Origin of the sequence: Ekhidna sp. (genome assembly GCF_965221965.1) — a bacterium.
In the GTDB taxonomy this organism is placed as follows: Bacteria; Bacteroidota; Bacteroidia; order Cytophagales; family Cyclobacteriaceae; genus Ekhidna.
In genome coordinates this window covers 3,269,391-3,287,209 of sequence record NZ_OZ244926.1, presented here as the reverse complement: position 1 = coordinate 3,287,209, position 17,819 = coordinate 3,269,391, and the positions used below count along the sequence as shown (strand labels likewise).

Annotated in this window: 20 protein-coding genes; 17 read left to right on the top strand and 3 right to left on the bottom strand. The window is 41.8% G+C overall.

The window, feature by feature from the left end; genetic code table 11:
- The first annotated feature begins 9 nt into the window (after positions 1-9).
- Positions 10-1,155, top strand: a complete 1,146-nt coding sequence (bshA, locus tag ACOQON_RS15500) for an N-acetyl-alpha-D-glucosaminyl L-malate synthase BshA (RefSeq protein WP_420576332.1) — start codon at positions 10-12, stop codon at positions 1,153-1,155.
- 48 nt (positions 1,156-1,203) lie between these two features.
- Complete coding sequence (locus ACOQON_RS15495) at positions 1,204-1,818, top strand: sterol desaturase family protein (RefSeq protein WP_420576331.1); 615 nt, start codon at positions 1,204-1,206, stop codon at positions 1,816-1,818.
- Here ACOQON_RS15495 and ACOQON_RS15490 read toward each other — a convergent pair whose 3' ends face one another.
- Positions 1,819-2,043: a hypothetical protein gene (locus ACOQON_RS15490; protein ID WP_420576330.1), complete on the bottom strand. Its 225-nt coding sequence runs from the start codon at positions 2,041-2,043 to the stop codon at positions 1,819-1,821.
- A gap of 29 nt (positions 2,044-2,072) precedes the next feature.
- Here ACOQON_RS15490 and ACOQON_RS15485 point away from each other — a divergent pair, with 29 nt between their 5' ends.
- From ACOQON_RS15485 to ACOQON_RS15460, 6 genes are all read left to right on the top strand, one after another.
- Complete coding sequence (locus ACOQON_RS15485; RefSeq protein ID WP_420576329.1) at positions 2,073-3,170, top strand: vWA domain-containing protein; 1,098 nt, start codon at positions 2,073-2,075, stop codon at positions 3,168-3,170.
- 29 nt (positions 3,171-3,199) lie between these two features.
- Positions 3,200-4,705 carry a sigma 54-interacting transcriptional regulator gene (locus ACOQON_RS15480; RefSeq protein ID WP_420576328.1) on the top strand — a complete coding sequence of 502 codons (1,506 nt, stop codon included), beginning with the start codon at positions 3,200-3,202 and terminating at the stop codon, positions 4,703-4,705.
- Positions 4,698-5,345, top strand: coding sequence for a helix-turn-helix domain-containing protein (locus tag ACOQON_RS15475; RefSeq protein WP_420576327.1), 648 nt, complete (start codon positions 4,698-4,700; stop codon positions 5,343-5,345). Before ACOQON_RS15480 ends, ACOQON_RS15475 begins: the two co-directional genes overlap by 8 nt.
- Before the next feature lie 96 nt (positions 5,346-5,441).
- Entirely contained in the window at positions 5,442-6,779 is a 1,338-nt protein-coding gene (locus tag ACOQON_RS15470) for a PhoH family protein (RefSeq protein ID WP_420576326.1), read from the top strand.
- A 71-nt stretch (positions 6,780-6,850) separates the two neighbouring features.
- Entirely contained in the window at positions 6,851-7,513 is a 663-nt protein-coding gene (locus ACOQON_RS15465; protein WP_420576325.1) for an ABC transporter ATP-binding protein, read from the top strand.
- 89 nt (positions 7,514-7,602) lie between these two features.
- Positions 7,603-8,769 carry a mechanosensitive ion channel gene (locus ACOQON_RS15460; RefSeq protein ID WP_420576324.1) on the top strand — a complete coding sequence of 389 codons (1,167 nt, stop codon included), beginning with the start codon at positions 7,603-7,605 and terminating at the stop codon, positions 8,767-8,769.
- 51 nt (positions 8,770-8,820) lie between these two features.
- Here ACOQON_RS15460 and ACOQON_RS15455 read toward each other — a convergent pair whose 3' ends face one another.
- A complete protein-coding gene (locus ACOQON_RS15455) occupies positions 8,821-9,000 on the bottom strand; it encodes a hypothetical protein (RefSeq protein ID WP_420576323.1) in 180 nt (59 codons plus the stop codon).
- A 154-nt stretch (positions 9,001-9,154) separates the two neighbouring features.
- On the opposite strand from ACOQON_RS15455, the gene ACOQON_RS15450 reads away from it, so the two are divergent.
- The 9 genes from ACOQON_RS15450 (at position 9,155) to ACOQON_RS15410 (ending at position 17,003) form a co-directional block, all read left to right on the top strand.
- Complete coding sequence (locus ACOQON_RS15450) at positions 9,155-10,606, top strand: BatD family protein (RefSeq protein ID WP_420576322.1); 1,452 nt, start codon at positions 9,155-9,157, stop codon at positions 10,604-10,606.
- 4 nt (positions 10,607-10,610) lie between these two features.
- Positions 10,611-11,693 (top strand): chorismate synthase, encoded by a 1,083-nt coding sequence (aroC, locus tag ACOQON_RS15445; RefSeq protein WP_420576321.1) that lies wholly within the window; start codon positions 10,611-10,613, stop codon positions 11,691-11,693.
- Between the two features lie 37 nt (positions 11,694-11,730).
- Positions 11,731-13,047 carry a dicarboxylate/amino acid:cation symporter gene (locus ACOQON_RS15440; RefSeq protein WP_420576320.1) on the top strand — a complete coding sequence of 439 codons (1,317 nt, stop codon included), beginning with the start codon at positions 11,731-11,733 and terminating at the stop codon, positions 13,045-13,047.
- A 4-nt stretch (positions 13,048-13,051) separates the two neighbouring features.
- A complete protein-coding gene (locus ACOQON_RS15435; protein ID WP_420576319.1) occupies positions 13,052-14,473 on the top strand; it encodes a dicarboxylate/amino acid:cation symporter in 1,422 nt (473 codons plus the stop codon).
- 210 nt (positions 14,474-14,683) lie between these two features.
- Complete coding sequence (locus ACOQON_RS15430; protein WP_420576318.1) at positions 14,684-15,271, top strand: NifU family protein; 588 nt, start codon at positions 14,684-14,686, stop codon at positions 15,269-15,271.
- A gap of 33 nt (positions 15,272-15,304) precedes the next feature.
- The gene (locus ACOQON_RS15425) at positions 15,305-15,802 is read left to right on the top strand and encodes a YciI family protein (protein WP_420576317.1); all 498 of its coding nucleotides are present in this window, start codon (positions 15,305-15,307) and stop codon (positions 15,800-15,802) included.
- Positions 15,799-16,074 carry an acylphosphatase gene (locus tag ACOQON_RS15420; protein ID WP_420576316.1) on the top strand — a complete coding sequence of 92 codons (276 nt, stop codon included), beginning with the start codon at positions 15,799-15,801 and terminating at the stop codon, positions 16,072-16,074. Before ACOQON_RS15425 ends, ACOQON_RS15420 begins: the two co-directional genes overlap by 4 nt.
- 1 nt (position 16,075) lies before the next feature.
- Positions 16,076-16,672, top strand: coding sequence for a Crp/Fnr family transcriptional regulator (locus tag ACOQON_RS15415; protein ID WP_420576315.1), 597 nt, complete (start codon positions 16,076-16,078; stop codon positions 16,670-16,672).
- Between the two features lie 52 nt (positions 16,673-16,724).
- Positions 16,725-17,003, top strand: coding sequence for a hypothetical protein (locus tag ACOQON_RS15410; protein ID WP_420576314.1), 279 nt, complete (start codon positions 16,725-16,727; stop codon positions 17,001-17,003).
- 8 nt (positions 17,004-17,011) lie between these two features.
- On the opposite strand, the gene ACOQON_RS15405 is transcribed toward ACOQON_RS15410, so the two are convergent.
- Complete coding sequence (locus ACOQON_RS15405) at positions 17,012-17,767, bottom strand: hypothetical protein (protein ID WP_420576313.1); 756 nt, start codon at positions 17,765-17,767, stop codon at positions 17,012-17,014.
- Positions 17,768-17,819 lie beyond the last annotated feature (52 nt).

The window sequence follows — 17,819 nt, the reverse complement described above, 5'->3', positions numbered from 1 at the left end:
CCTAACAAAATGAAGGTAGGAATAGTATGTTATCCCACGTATGGTGGAAGTGGAGTGGTAGCCACAGAGCTTGGAAAGGCGCTGGCAAAAAAAGGTCATGAAATTCACTTCATTACCTATTCACAACCTACCAGGCTTGATTTCTTCAATCCCAATTTGTATTACCACGAGGTAAGCGTTAAATCATACCCTTTATTCCAATATGCTCCTTACGAGTTGGCACTTGCCAGTAAAATGGTGGATGTAGCATTAAACGAGAAGCTGGACCTTTTGCATGTACATTATGCTGTGCCTCATGCCTCCGCAGCATATATGGCTCAGCAAATTCTTAAAACCAAGGGTTATGAAATTCCTTTCATCACCACTTTACATGGTACGGATATCACGATCGTAGGAAAAGATGCTACCAATGAACCTGTCGTAACATTCTCCATCAATGAATCGGACGGAGTGACCGCAGTTTCTGAGGATTTAAAAAAGGATACGCTGGATCACTTTGATATTTCTGTGCCGATAGAAGTGATTCCAAACTTTATTGACCTGGAGCGATTCAAGAAGCAACCTAAGGAACACTTCAAAAAAGCAATTTGTCCGAATGATGAGAAATTAGTCGTTCATACATCCAATTTCAGGAAGGTAAAGCGAGTGGATGATGTCTTGAAAGTTTTTTGCGAGGTTCGGAAAGTAGTGCCATCTAAACTATTGTTGATCGGAGATGGTCCGGAGAGAAAGAAGATGGAAGATATGGCTCGTGAGATTTGCACGGAAGACATCCGCTTTCTTGGCAAGCTTGAAGCAGTGGAGGAAGTACTCTCTGTAAGTGATCTGTTCCTGATGACGTCTGAAAAGGAAAGTTTTGGGTTGGCAGCTTTGGAAGCTATGGCTTGTGAAGTCCCTGTTATTTCTACGAATGCAGGAGGTCTTCCGGAATTAAATAAGGAAGGATACTCAGGCTATGTCTGTGACGTGGGAGATATTGATACAATGGTAAAGCGTGCGATTCATATTCTGGACAATAAAAATCTGGAGAGTTTCAAGAAAGGAGCACTTGCACGGGCCAAAGAATTTGATGTAAATAATATTCTTCCGAAATATGAAGCCTATTATCAATCCGTTTTAGAGAAACATAAAAAGTCATTATCAGAGAGTTTGTGAAAAATTAGGGTTTCTTTTTCCTAATTTTGCCCTCAATAAAACGAAGCAATGGAACTAAAGAATAAACCACACGCAAAAGGAACGAAAGCACTTTTCAAGAATAAGTTTCTTGAGAAGTTAACTCGAACGCATATCGCAATCCCTTTGGTTGTGTTTTCGATCATCTCCACAGGGTTGTTAATTTATGGTTTCCAGGAATCATATCTTACAACACTGAGTGCGCTACTTTTATTCATTGGAGGCTTTATGTCTTTCACTCTGGTAGAGTATCTGATGCACCGATTTGTTTTTCACCTGACTCCTACCACAGAGAAAAGGGAAAAATTCGCCTACACTGTGCATGGCGTGCATCACGATTATCCGAAAGACAAGGATCGATTAGCCATGCCAATTCCTTTAAGTCTGGCATTAGCTACCGGATTTTTCTTCTTGTTCAGGCTTTTTATGGGCGCGAATGTATTCGGTTTCTTGCCGGGCTTCCTGATAGGGTATGCTGCTTATTTATGGGTGCACTATATGGTGCATGCATTTCAGCCACCAAAAAATTTCTGGAAGGTACTATGGGTGCATCATGGCATTCACCACTACAAAGATCCGGGAAATGCGTTTGGTGTTTCTTCCCCTTTCTGGGATGTGATCTTCAGGACTATGCCAAAGAAATAACTAATTATTTTCTTTCTTTTTCTTTGCAGCCTTCTTAGCCTCTTTAGCTTTTCGCTTTTCAGGAGAGGCGGGCTCCAGCGTTGCTTTGAACAAAAAGTCCCGGGTTCCCCAAATCAAATTGGATACTAATGATGCGAATATGGGTCTTCTTCCGGGCATAACTAAGTGATATTCTAACGTTAATTTAAGGGAAAAAATTCTCATTTCATCATTCGATGAAATCATTCTTAGACGATTTTAGTTAAGTTAATGCTATGATCGGATACCGATTTACTGAATTCATCCCTGAGAAAAATCCTGAGCAAAATACGTTCGACAATTTGTTGAATATTTTTCTACAGCTGCTGGTCATTACCTCCGGAGATGTAAACGAGGCACTAAGCTGGCTCACCAATTTGGACAGAGAGCACGGCATTTCAAATGCTGAGTATGGAATAGGAGATTTTATTGACGACCTGAGAAGTAAAGGGTATATCGATGATAAAAACGATAAGGGTGAATTCCGGATCACAGCCAAGAGCGAACAGGAGATCAGAAAGAGTGCCCTTGAAGAAATCTTTGGCAAACTTAAAAAGTCAGGGAGGGGCAGCCATAAAACAAATCATACCGGAGCAGGAGATGAGATCACTTCAGACTACCGTGAGTTCCAATTTGGTGATTCTCTGGAGCAGATTGAAATGACGGAGAGTTTGCGCAATGCTCAGATTAACCATGGGTTGAACGACTTGATGCTGACGGAGAATGACCTGGAAATCCGTGAGCGAGAATACAAAACTCAGACCTCTACCGTCCTGATGATCGATATCAGTCACTCGATGATATTGTATGGAGAGGATCGAATTACACCTGCCAAGAAGGTAGCAATGGCCTTGGCAGAGCTGGTGAAAAGAAAATATCCAAAAGACACTTTGGATGTCATCGTGTTTGGCAATGATGCCTGGCAAATTGAAGTCAAGGATTTACCCTATTTGAACGTAGGTCCCTATCATACGAATACGGTAGCTGGTTTGGAATTGGCTATGGATCTTTTGAGGCGAAGAAAGAATAAAAACAAGCAGATTTTTATGATCACGGATGGAAAGCCTACTTGTCTGAAAGAAGGAATTAAATATTATAAGAACAGCTTCGGTCTTGATCCTAAAATTTTAAATAAAACGATGAACCTTGCTGCGCAGTGTCGCAGGATCAACATACCTATCACCACATTCATGATTGCATCAGATCCCTATCTTCAGCAGTTTGTGCAGGAATTTACTGAGGTCAATAATGGCAATGCATACTACAGCAGCCTGCAGGGGTTAGGCAATCTGATTTTTGAGGATTACAGGAGAAACAGAAGAAAAAACCTTTAAGCGGTCAGTCAATTTAATCACGAGCATTAATGAACTATAGAAACTTATCTACAGAGCAGAAGTTGAAAATCACCACGCTCGGAGAACTGAAAGATTCAGGATACGAGCCTCAGTCAATCAAGGAAGAACTCCGAGCTAATTTGATCAAAGCAAAGAAAGAGGGAAGGAACGTATTTGAAGGCATCTGGGGGTATGAGGATTCAGTCATTCCGGATGTGGAGAGAGCGATTTTGTCACGACACAACATCAATTTTTTAGGATTGAGAGGTCAGGCAAAAACGCGAATGGCGCGAATGATGACTGGATTACTTGACGAGTACATTCCGGTGATTAATGGGGCACCACTAAATGATGATCCGCTAAATCCTATTTCAAAATTTGCGAGAGAAAAGGTGGAGGAGCTTGGCGATAAGACCTCCGTTGGCTGGATGCATCGCGATGATCGATATACTGAAAAGCTTGCAACTCCGGACGTGACTATCGCTGACCTGATTGGAGATGTTGATCCGATTAAGGCCGCCAGTCTCAAGCTTCCTTATTCAGACGAGCGTGTTATCCATTTTGGTCTGGTGCCCAGATCTCACCGAGGAATTTTCGTAATCAATGAGCTGCCTGATCTACAGGCAAGAATCCAGGTGGCACTTTTTAATATTCTTCAGGAAGGCGATATTCAAATTCGTGGATTTAAGCTTCGTATGCCGTTGGATGTTCAGTTTGTATTCACTGCCAACCCGGAAGATTATACCAATAGAGGTTCGATCGTTACGCCTCTCAAAGATCGAATCGATAGTCAAATCATTACGCACTATCCTTCCTCGATAGAGATTGGTAAAAAGATCACAAACCAAGAGGCGGCATTGGCTAAAGAGCAACAAGATGCGGTCGAGATATATGATTTGGCCAAAGATCTGATCGAGCAAATTGCGATGGAGGCTCGTGATAGTGAATATGTTGATGCAAAAAGTGGCGTCTCAGCCCGCTTGACCATCTCAGCTTATGAAAACCTGGTTAGCGCCTGCGAGCGTCGCATGTTGATGAGTGGCGAAGAAAAAACCAGCGTTCGTCTCACTGATTTTATAGGTGTGATCCCGGCAATTACCGGGAAGGTAGAGCTGGTATACGAAGGGGAGCAGGAAGGGCCCGGTATCGTTGCTAACAACCTTGTTGGGAAAGCCATAAGGTCCCAGTTCATCAGTTACTTTCCTGATCCCGAAAAAGAGCGAAAGAAAGAGAAAGGCAATCCATATGAGCCCATTAAAGAGTGGTTTGAAAAAGGAAACATGGTGGACCTCACCTTTTACGCTTCTGAAAAGGAATACCGGAAAGAGCTGAAAAGCATACCTGGATTAGAGAAGCTGATTGATAAGTATCAGAAAACTTCTCACGAAGGGTTTAAGTACTTTTTGATGGAATTCGCGTTATTTGGATTAGCAGAATATAGCATGCTGAGTAAGCATCAGTTGCAGCAAGGAATGCAGTTTAAGGATTTATTTACCAGCATGTTCAACATGCCTGAGATGGGGGACGATGAATGAGCAAGTTAAAACAGCACTTAAATTAATTCGTGGAGGAGAGGGACAGTTTGTTGAGTTTAAAAAGAAAGCAAACCATCCGGAGAAAATCATTCGTGAGGTGGTGGCTTTTGCCAACAGCACCGGCGGGCATCTCTTTGTGGGCGTAGACGATAACGGCACACTTGCCGGACTAAAATATCCGGAAGATGAGGAATATGTGCTTACAAAAGCGATCAATGAATTATGTCGTCCATTGGTTCAATTTACGGTTGAGATTTTACAGGTTAAAGAAGATGTTGAAATTCTCCATTACCACATTTTTGAGAGCAAGGACAAACCACATTTTGCTTTCCTGGAGAAAAAACACAGGTATGGAAAAGCATTTGTTCGCTCGGAAGACCAGTCTATACAGGCTAGCTATGAGGTAAGGCAGATATTAAAGCGAAGTAAGAAAGCACATCAACCCATAGAGTTTGAAGAGAAGACACGGCAGCTTTTTAAATATTTTGAGAACAATAGCGGCATCACGCTTGTGGAGTATGCCAAACTAAGCGGACTTAATAAAAAGCTTGCTTCTAATAAGTTAATTCATTTGGCTTTATCCGGCGCTTTAAAAATTGAACCAAAAAAAGATGGGGACATCTTTATGCCAGCTGAATAATTTTCATCAAATTCCTCACGTTTCTTTTCTTTTTTTCAGCCGAATCTCCAATATTACAGTCAATCCTTTTCGGAAGAATTGTAAACCACCCGACGCATGGCAAAAAGCACCAAGCAGAAGAAAATCTTTGTACTTGACACTTCAGTAATTCTTTATTCCCATGATTCCATTCTCAATTTCGCCGAACACGATGTAGGAATTCCTATTACCGTTTTGGAAGAGCTGGATCAGTTCAAAAAAGGAAATGACACCAAAAATTTTGAAGCACGGGAGTTTATTCGATTGCTTGATCGCTTAGCAAAGGATTATAGCTTGCAGGACTGGATTCCGCTAAATGGCAAGACCAAAGGTTGCTTTAAAGTGATCATGGATTCCGATAGTACATTAGATGCTACTCAGATTTTCAATGACGGTAAAAATGACCATAGAATCTTAAATGCGGCACTTACCATCAAAGAGCAGGAGCCAAAAAGAAAGGTGACACTGGTCTCGAAAGACATTAACCTGCGCCTCAAAGCCAAATCCCTACAGCTGCCTGCTGAAGATTATGAGACGGGTAAAATCAAAAATGTTAATACCCTAACCACTGGTAAGACGGAGCTTGACGATATCAACTCAGAACATATTGACGAGCTGTTCAAAAACAATGTGATCGATCGGAAGAAGGTCTTGAAACGGAAGAAATTTCCAGCCAATAACTACTTCATCCTGAAGAGCGAAAAAAACTCCGTATTGGGGTATTACAACCCTACTGAGGACACGGTAGAGAAGGTGGATAAACAAATGGTTTATGGGATTAAACCGAAGAATGCTGAGCAAACCTTTGCCATGCATGCGATGCTAAATCCGGAGATTAGACTGGTAAGTATTAATGGAGTGGCGGGAACTGGAAAAACGCTTTTAGCTCTAGCTTCAGCTTTGGAACAACGGAGAAATTTTAAGCAGATTTACCTGGCACGTCCAATTGTTCCATTGAGTAATAAAGACATTGGATACTTACCAGGTGATATCAAATCCAAGCTGAATCCATACATGGAGCCCCTTTGGGACAACTTGAAATACATTCAGCACCAGTTCAAAGAAAACGACAAGGAGTTTACCCGCATCACTGATATGGTGAATCAGGAGAAACTGATGATTACACCACTGGCATATATCCGTGGCAGAAGTTTGTCTAATATTTTCTTCATTGTGGATGAGGCCCAAAACCTCACACCACATGAGGTGAAAACGATTATCACAAGAGCCGGAGAGAATACGAAGATCATTTTTACCGGGGATATTTATCAGATAGATACGCCGTACCTTGATTCTCAATCGAATGGTCTTTCCTATTTGATAGATCGAATAAAGGATCACCCGATGTTCGCGCATATCACCCTTGAGAAAGGCGAGCGGTCTGAGTTGGCAAACCTTGCCAATGAACTTTTATAGGTTGTTTTATGATAAAATGCATCAAAAAATAGCGGGATTCGTTAGGTTTAGCTGGTCAAAAATTCAAGGACATGATAAAACTACAAGACGTAAGCAAGTTCATAGAATCCAAATACCAACGAACTTTCATCTTGAAAGGCGTTGACTTGGAGATTAATGAAGGTGAATTTGTAAGTATAATGGGTCCATCAGGATCAGGAAAATCCACCATGCTAAATATCATTGGCATGCTGGATAAACCTTCAGAAGGAGAGTACTATTTCATGGATGAGCCTGTTCACAAGCTCCGTGAAAAGCGCATTTCCAGAATACACAAAGAACATATCGGCTTTATTTTTCAGGCTTATCACCTCATTGATGAGCTGACTGTTTATGAAAACATCGAAACACCACTGATATACCGGGGGATCAAAGGAAAGGAGCGAGCCAGTATGATTGCGGAAATGCTGGATCAATTCAATATGGTTGCGAAAAAAGATTTGTTCCCGGAGCAGCTCTCAGGAGGACAGCAACAATTGGTTGGTGTAGTGAGAGCGATCATAGGTAAGCCAAAGCTGCTATTGGCAGATGAGCCAACAGGAAATTTGCATTCATCGCAAGGTGAGGAAGTAATGGATATTTTGAAAAAGCTTCATAAAGACGGCATGACCATCGTTCAGGTAACTCACAATGAAAAATTTGCTGAGTATGGGTCTCGTGTCATTCAACTGGAGGATGGGCGAATAATGGACTAGCAAATCTTTTAGGTTAGACAGGTTACGAAAATCCTTATATTTGGATTAAGAGAAGATTATTTTTAACAAAACCTATCTAACCTATGGATATGCCTGAATATTTAGAAAACCTGGTAAACACCGTTAATGAATCATTACCCGGAGTGCTGGGTGCTGTCATCGTCTTTATTATTGGCTGGCTACTTGCCTTACTCGTAAGGCGAATTGTCCATGGTCTCATGAAGAAAACGGAATGGGATGAACGATTGCTGGGTAATACGATTGTAGACACCAATAAATTCATCGCCAACTTCGTGTACTACATTCTGATGTTCATCATCCTGTTGGTGGTGCTGGAAATACTGGGTGTGAGCTACATACTGGATCCAATCAAAGGGATGTATCACGGATTCATAGAGTTCATTCCAAAGATTATTGTCAGCATTATTACCTTCTTTGTTGGGTATATCGTTGCGAAGTTTCTCTCCAACATCGTAAAGATGGCAGGAAGTGTCATCGACAGACTGGCAAACAAAATAGGCTTTAAGGAGACTGATAAGCTGGTATACTTCATTCAGCAGGTGATTTTCATCATCGTTTTGATCCCATTTATTATTCAGGGGTTAAACGCTTTGGAGCTGGATGCAATCACAACTCCGGCTAACAATGTGTTGCATGAAATGCTGGATTCAGTTCCAAATATCATCGGAGCTATTTTGATTATTTCAATATTCGTGGTGGGAGGAAGATTCATTACTTCCTTCGTTAAAGACTTGCTAGCCAATGTAGGTCTTGATAATCTTATCGATCGTCTTCAGCTCAAGTCTGTTCTTGGAAAGCAAAAACTATCCACCATTGTAGCTAATATTATTTTCTTCTTCATGGTGTTCTTTGGTGTGATTTCTGGCGTGGAAATGCTGGGACTTGATCGGTTAGCAGAAGTTTTACATACGATTCTAAACCTTTCCGGAAATGTACTTTTCGGCTTGATCATACTTGTTATGGGCAACTTTCTTGGCTCCATTATTTACAAGTCAATGAATAACTCAGGAGAAAATACATTTGTCGCCGGAATCGCCCGTGTTGCTATTATTGGTTTATTCCTGGCCATAGCTCTTCGAACGATGGGAATTGCCAACAGTATTGTTGAGTTGGCATTTGGGTTGACCCTTGGAGCGATAGCGGTTGCAGTAGCACTTTCTTACGGTTTGGGAGGGCGAGAAGCAGCTGGTGATCACATGAAAGAAATCCTCAAGCGGTTTAGAAGCAAGAAATAAATGAATTTTAAAAAAGAAAGCCCCGGTTCGGAAAGAATCGGGGCTTTTATTTTATGCAAAGCAGGATGCTAATATCGGCTGATACTGCCTGCCAAATTTACGGTAACACCACTCTTTGAGTAGCACGACTTCATCCGGAATCAGGGCTTTGATTGCCTTCTTCAATTCCTTCTCGAATAGCCGCTTATCAAAGCTTACTTTCGATAAAATAGTTTTGAAGTACTCTAACATGTGAATAATTGTTAATGATCAAACCCTCACCTTAAATTTGGCGTTCCGGTTTGATGGTTGTTTAACTTTAACATTTAGTTTGAGTAAATAAATCTGCGGTTGCTTTAGTGTTAGCCTTCGTGAAGAAGACCGAATGCATTGAAAAACAACACACATGAAATTAACGAACAAGATCTTGATTGGTTGTGCGATAATCTTAGTATCTGCCACAAATATTCTGTCTCAAGATGTATCCATTAATTTAGGTAAAAATGAGATAGGAATCAACCAATATTTCACTATTACCATCCAGGTGGAGAACGATCGTCTCAAACAATACAGCGACTTTCCTGATATTGAGGGATTTATAAAAAGAGGCACTTCGTCTTCCACTACAACCAATTATATCAATGGAAGGATGTCCTCTACCCAGGGACTCACCCAAAATTATCAAGCCACCGAAAAAGGCACTTTTTTGCTGGAGCCTTTTTTCATGACCATCAATGGAAAGGAAGTGAAGTCTGAGGGTACTCAAATCGTGGTGGGAGATGCTGTCCAGCGACAGGCACGTCAAAGCCCATTTGGTCGTGATCCTTTTGAGGACATGTTTGGAAACAGGTCTGAGCCTGAAGAATTTGTTGATATAAAAGCTGATGCTTTTGTAGCGCTGACCATGGATAAGGATGAGGTGTATGTAGGTGAAGGGTTTACGGCGACTTTGGCCTTTTATGTGGCGGAAGCGAACCGTGCGGAGATGCGGTTTTATGATTTGGCTAATCAAATAACCGAGATCGTAAAAACCGTCAAACCACCCAATTGCTGGGAGGAAAATTTCAGTATTGATCAGATTTCGGGTGAGCCTGTAACTATCAACAACCGAAATTACACGCGCTATAAAATCTATCAGACTGCCTATTATCCGCTCACTTTACAGGATATAAAGTTTCCGTCTGTCGGTCTGAAAATGATCAAGTATAAGGTGGCAAAGAACCCTTCTTTCTTTGGGAGAAATCGGCAGGAGGATTATGAGACATTCTACTCAAAGCCAAAAACTGTAAAGGTGGTGGATTTACCCCCGCACCCACTCAAGGAACAAGTGGCCGTTGGTAACTATTCACTGGATGAAAAAATAAGCACTCAGGAATTGGCTACTGGCCAGAGCTTTAATTACGGATTTGACATAGTGGGGGAAGGAAATATAAGCTCGATCGAAGCTCCAAATCCACCCGAAAATGATGTCTTTGATTTTTATGCACCAAATGTCACTCAGCGAATAAACAGAGCGAGCGGTAAAGTACGGGGAGTAAAAAGTTACGATTTCTATGCTATTCCGAATGAACCGGGAGACTACAAATTATCAGATTTTTTCTCATGGGTATTTTTCAATCCAAGCACAGATTCCTATGACACACTCTCCTCTAATTACTCCATAAAGGTGACAGGAGAGAGTAGGAAAAACCTTTCCATTGCATCAAATGATTTGGGTGATTTTTATGATGAGATCGCAAATGCAGACAATGACCTCTCCTCTATTGATGGCAATGATTGGGTTACCGTCATAGTTAATATCTTTATCGCGTTAATATTGGGCTTCACAGCTTATCTGCTCTTCAAAAAGACAGCATAATTGCATGGGAAATACACTCGGAAACATTTTTAAGATCACCTCATTTGGTGAGTCGCATGGAACAGGTGTGGGTGTGATCATTGATGGCTGCCCTGCAGGGATAGAATTGGACACAGGTTTTATCCAATCAGAGCTGGATAGAAGGAAGCCCGGACAATCCCGAATCACCACCCAGCGAAAAGAAGCAGATGGGTTTGAATTTTTCTCCGGTGTTTTTGAAGGAAAATCAACAGGTGCACCCATTACAATTTTGATCAGGAATCAGGATCAGAAAAGCAAGGATTACGATCACATCAAAGATATTTATCGCCCTTCCCACGCGGACTTCACTTACCAAAAAAAGTATGGCATCCGGGACTACCGGGGAGGGGGCAGGAGCTCTGCAAGAATTACCGCAGGCTGGGTCGCTGCGGGAGCAATTGCCAAGCTAGTGCTTCGTCAGCTGGGAGTAAAGTGTCAGGCATACGTCTCACAGGTAGGAGATTTGAAGGTAGAAAAGAGCTACAGTGAGCTGGATTTGTCTCAAACTGACTCCAATGAAGTGAGATGCCCTGATAGTCAAATAGCGAAGCAGATGTTTGAGCTGATAGACCAAATCAGAAAAGATAGAGATACGATTGGTGGTGTTGTCACAGGTGTTATCTCGGACGTTCCTGTTGGTCTGGGCGAACCACTCTTTGATAAGCTTAATGCTGCCCTCGGACATGCGATGCTGTCCATCAATGCAGTGAAAGGATTTGAGTTAGGGAGTGGATTTGAAGGTGTGAAAATGAAAGGCTCTGAGCATAATGATATCATAGAGAGCAAGGATGGACAAGTCAGAACAAAAACCAACCACTCCGGCGGTATTCAGGGTGGGATTTCAAATGGAGAAGATATTTATTTCAACGTCGCTTTTAAGCCTGTAGCCACAATCATGCAAGATCAGTCCTCCATCGATAAGGATGGGAATGAGGCCACAGCAAAAGGAAAAGGGCGACATGATCCATGTGTGGTTCCTCGTGCAGTACCGATTGTGGAAGCAATGTCGGCTTTGGTGATGGTCGATTTCTGTTTATTAGCTCAAACCAATATATTGCGAGGCTAATACAACATTGATTAATTCTTGAAACCAACAATTTCAAATGATTAAAAGGTTACCCCTCCACACCAAAATATTGATTGGAATGGCACTGGGTCTTGGGTTTGGTATGATGTGCATACAGTTCCCCTCCCTGTCACAATTTACCATTGACTATATTAAGCCCATTGGAACGATCTTCATCCGAGGGTTGAAAATGATTGCAGTTCCATTAGTGCTGGCATCACTTATCATTGGTGTGGCAAACATTGGTGATATCTCCAAGCTCACACGCATGGGAGGGAAAACCCTGTTGATTTTTATCGTGACCACAGTCATTTCCATCAGCATAGGTTTGTCTATTGTTGCAATCGTGAAACCTGGACACAAGTTGCCCGAAGAAACACGTACAAACCTGATGGAGCTTTATAACTCCAATGCTTCAGGTAAAATCGATTTCGCCGAGCAGGTGAAGACCAGAGGACCTTTGCAGCCACTGGTCGATATGGTTCCGGATAATATTTTTATGGCTACCACAAATAATGGAGCTATGCTTCAGGTGGTTTTCTTTGCGATCATTATTGGCATAGCTATGCTGAAAGTGCCTAAAGAAAAAAGCAAACCTGTTATCGCATTTTTTGATGGCCTTAACGATGTGATTGTCAAGGTAGTGGAATTCATTATGCTTATTGCCCCTTATGGAGTCTTTGGGCTGATTGCCTCGCTGATGATTGAAATAGCCGGCGATGATCCAACCAAAGCTTGGGAGCTTCTCTATGCGCTGCTGTGGTATTCACTTACGGTCATTGGAGGCATGATGATCATGATGGCAGTGATCTATCCGTTGCTCCTCAGATCATTTACAAAAATCAATGTGCTGGATTTCTTTAAAGGGATGAGGCCAGCCATGCTTTTGGGTTTCAGTACCAGCTCCAGTACTGCTACACTACCGGTTACAATGGATCGTGTAGAAAAGCATCTGGGTGTTTCTGAAGAGGTTAGCAGCTTCGTTTTGCCCCTCGGTGCAACCATTAACATGAATGGCACGAGTCTTTATCAGGGCGTTTCGGCCATATTCATTGCTCAGGCGCTTGGTTTGGATTTATCATTAACCTCTCAATTGACCATTGTCTTAACAGCTACACTTGCTGCAGTTGGCACGGCAGGTGTTCCCGGAGCAGGTCTTGTGATGCTGGTGATTGTATTGGAAGCAGTAGGCATCCCTGCGGCTGGCATTGCACTCATTATGGCTCCAGAAAGAATTCTTGATATGGTTCGGACCATGGTCAATATCAGCGGTGATGCAACTGTGTCGGTTGTGGTGGCAGCAACAGAAAATGCCATTGATGAAAAAGTTTTGAAAGAGCATGTAAATGACTAGGAACGTGAAGAAAAAATTACCCCTGCATACAAAAATTGTAATTGGTTTAATCCTTGGGACTATCTGGGCATTCACCTCAAGCTACCTCGGTTGGAATGAGTTTACGATCAACTGGATTGATCCATTCGGCACCATCTTTATTCGTTTGCTTAAGTTCATTGCTGTCCCGCTTGTGCTGTTCTCCATCATCAATGGCATCTCAGGATTGAGCGACGTTTCAAGCCTTGGAAGACTTGGCGCCAAGACCGTGACTGCATATATGATCACCACCTTTTTGGCTATTGGAGTTGGTCTGTTGTTTGTCAATGTGGTGAAACCCGGATCACACATTGATGAGACTCAACGCATCAAAAACCGGCTTTCTTATGAAGTATGGCTGCAGGATAATGACATGGGTCTTCCACGAGATGGCAAGTCATTTTTGTCGGATCCACAATACAGTCAATATTTGACAGATGCCCAGGCAGATCGTGGTATGACTGAAAAGGAGCGTATGGATCTCGAAGATAAAATGGCCCGGGCTGAGGAAGCAAAGGAAAGTTCACCGTTGCAGTTTGTGGTGGATATGGTTCCGGAAAACATCATTCTTTCCATTTCCAATAATCAACTGATGCTCCAAGTGATATTCTTTGCTATTTTCTTTGGAGTGACTATTGTTTTGCTGCCTAATGAAACTGTAGCTCCAGTGATCTCTTTCGTGGAAGGTATTAATTCCGTTTTTCTGAAGATGGTGGACATAGTAATGAAGGCAGCTCCATTCTTTGTCTTCGCGCTTTTGGCTGGGGTAGTGGCTAAAATGGCAGATACACCCGCAGAAGTTTTTGAGATATTCCTGGGGCTTGGATCCTATTCGCTGACATTACTTGGCGGCTTATTCTTTGTGATTTTCATAATGTATCCTATGATTTTGAAGGTCATGGTTTCCGGGTTTTCCTACAAAGAGTTTTTTAAGCAAATGAGCCCGGCCCAGTTTCTGGCTTTTTCTACCAGCTCCAGTGCGGCTACTCTTCCAGTCACGATGGAGTGTGTGGAGAAGGGAATGGGTGTTCCGAAAAAGATTTCCAGCTTCGTCCTACCCATTGGAGCTACAGTTAATATGGATGGCACTAGCCTTCACCAGGCAGTAGCAGTGATATTTATGGCGCAGCTTCACTTTATTGATCTGAGCATTGCACAGCAACTCACAATCGTGCTTACTGCTTCTTTGGCTTCCATTGGTGCGGCAGCCGTTCCTAGCGCAGGTTTGATCATGATGATCGTGGTGCTACAATCCGTAGGGTTAAATCCTGCTTGGGTAGCAATCATTTTCCCGGTTGACAGATTTTTGGATATGTGTAGGACTGTGGTGAACGTGACTGGTGATGCCACAGTTGCAACACTGATCTCAAAAACTGAAGGTGGACTGGAACATGAAGAGTTATCCTAGCATCAGGTAAGAAACATAAACGGATAGTCCAAGAGCTAGCGTGATGATTGCTGCCATTATACCTATTTGAATTTTTCTGGTTACCATAACATTGTGATTTAGGGTGATAAAAAACGATTCTAGAAGTATGGTAACTATGATACGACTATCCCTCAGCTTGTTTCGAACTTTTCTACGAACTTTGTAATTGTATTGCTAAACGTACAAACTATGCAGATGACTGAGGCACCCAAAGTGGTCAATATTTATACAGAATCCAATCCCAACCCAAACTCCTTGAAGTTTGTAGCCAACTTTATGTTGATGCCTGAAGGGGTGAGCAGAGATTTTCCGAATGTAGAGAGCACCAAGGAAGCACCATTGGCAAAAGCTCTTTTTGAAGAATTCGACTTTGTTACAGGAGTGTTTTATATGAGCAACTTCATCACTGTAACTAAGAAGGAAGAAACCGAGTGGTTTGAGGTGAAGGCTAAAGTCCAACAGTTTATTAAAGATTTTTTGACGGAAGGGAAGGACATCCTTACAGAAGAAATCACTGATGATATTGACGCAGAGCTAACCGGAGATGATGCTGAAGCTAAAATAAAAGGAGTGCTGGAGGAGTATATCAAACCAGCGGTTGAAATGGATGGAGGAGCCATCAAACTGGCCTCTTATAAAGATGGTATTGTAACGGTGACGCTTCAGGGTTCATGCAGTGGATGTCCATCATCTACTATTACTCTCAAAAATGGAATTGAAAATCTACTTAAGCGGATGGTGCCGGAAGTGAAAGAAGTGGTTGCAGAAGAGGGCTGATTTGCTGAACTTAGGAGAAAACTCAATTCTCCTATGAAGAACCTTTTTATTATCTCAATCTTATTTCTTGGAATAATTGCTTGTGAGCAAAATCCGAAAGATGAAACCAAGTCAGTTGACACAGTTGATGCGAATTCAGCATTAGCCGGATATGATTCATTGCTTGCAGCAGAGACCGGGGCAGATGACTATGGCATGCGCAGGTATGTCATGGCTCTATTAAAAGCCGGCCCCAACAGAGATCAGGACTCCACAGAGGCAGCAGAGCTACAACGAGCACATTTAGATAATATCACTCGAATGGCTGAGGAGGGTAAGCTGGTGTTAGCAGGACCTTTTTTTGATGATTGGGAAGTTAAAGGCATTTACATTTTTGCTGTTGAAACAATAGAGGAGGCTGAGGAATTGACAAAAACCGACCCTGCGATTCAAGCAGGCAGGTTAGTCATGGAGCTACACCCATGGTATGGCAGTGCTGGCTTGATGAAAATTGGAGAAATGCATAAGAGGTTGGCAAAAGAATCAATATGATCGCTTTGCGCATTAAAGTGACAGGCAGAGTGCAAGGAGTTTTTTTTCGAGCTTCAACTAAGGAAAAAGCAGATGAGTTGGGAGTTAAAGGTTGGGTCAGAAATGAACCGGATGGAAGTGTGCTGATTGAGGCTGAGGGTGAAGAATTCAAGATGAATGAATTCAGGGAATGGTGCTCAATAGGTCCACCTGCTGCACATGTTAAAGATATTTTAGTCAAGGACATTCCCAAAGGAGTTGAAGCATCTGGGTTCAGTGTGAGATATCATTAGAATGGAATTCCTCAAGGAGTACCTAAATATTGTTAGCCCCATTTCAACAAAAACATGGGATGATATAAGGCCAATGCTTTCCCTTAGGTCTTTTAATAAGGGTGATTTTTTCGCCCGACAGGAGCGCATAGAAAGTGAATTTGGAATACTGACTGATGGAATTTTTAGAGCGTATATACCTGATGGGCGTGGCTCTCATTATGTCAAAACACTCTTTACACCCATTCATTTTAAAACACCCATATCTTTTGTGGGTGCATTTACTTCTTTGGTTTCAAGCACACCAAACCTTGTTTCTATAGAAGCATTGACTCCAGCCAAAATGTATGTCGGGAAGTTTGAAGAATGGGATGAGCTATCCCATAAAAATATGGAAGTTGCTCAGTGGAGCAGAAAGCTTGCTGAGCTATTTTTCATGGGGAAAGAGGCCAGAGAATTTGAGTTTCAAACGATGCATGCTGAAGAAAGGTATTCCTTATTTAGATCTAGATTTCCAGAATTAGAAAACCTAATCAGTCAATATCATATCGCTCATTTTTTGGGAATAACTCCTACACAATTGAGTAGAATAAGGAAAGCACTATTCCGCAAGAGCTAATCTGTCAACATATGTAAATGGATTTGATTAGTTGTTGTTCCAGTTTTGGAACATGAAGAAGTCATTAACACTGTTATTTGGGATTGCGCTTATACTATTCTCTTGTAAGGAAGAGGAAGATCCACGTTACTGCTTTGAATGTAGTCGTATTATTCAAACGTTTGATAACGAAGATATTCAGATTCTTAGGCAGGAAGACACATTTACAAAATGTGATATAACAGAAGCTGAAATGAGGGCTATTGAGGAAAAAGGAACTAGAACAGAAGATAACTCATCAGGGGGGAGACAGGAATTTTTTACTACATGTGTAAAATCAGGAAGCAACTAATTCTCTCTTTACTTAGTAAATTTTTTTACACTTTCAGGTGTCAGCTCAGGAGCTTCTAATATATCCGGGTTTGTTCCGATCTCAATAGCATTTGCCTTCCAGCTATAACTTGACGGTTTGATGGATTTAAGTGGTATTCCGTTTTCAAGAAGGGTATAGGCTACAATTTGAATATCCTCAATAGCCACATTTTCACCATAGTACATCACATTGCTTCCCAAGCCCTCCGTCTCAGTGGCTTCTTTTTCATGTATATAATAACCTAGCGATTTTAAGGAATAAACTTTGTCACCATCCTGATCATGCCGGTAATACCTTATTACTACGTCTTCGCGCAATTGTCCGGGAGGTAAATTGGCAATTTTGGGAGCGAGATAAATATTTTTTAACTCAGCCAAACCACTATATGACCTGGTGGAGGTTGGTTTATTCGTCGCACTGTTTTCAGGGGTTTCCGATTTTGTATCGAATGCGTTGTTCACCTGAATATCATCAGCTTCATCAACTGGCTCAAATGTGTCAGTTTCCAATGAGTCACCTTCCGTTCGGTCTAAGACTGGAGGAGGGGTTTTCTCTTGCAGTTGCGATGTTATTTCGGATGAACTTGATGCGGCTTCCTTCTTTGAGGGCTTATAGATATCTTTTGAAAAGGTGGTCTTCCTGTTCTTCGAATATTTTTCAGCATCGAAAGCAGTAACCTGTAGGAGTTTGATGATTCCTATAAAAATTAAAGCAACAATGGCATAGACTGGATATTTACCCATCGGCGTATTAGTGATTTGGTAGCCTGAATTTAACTAAAATACTGATTGGGCA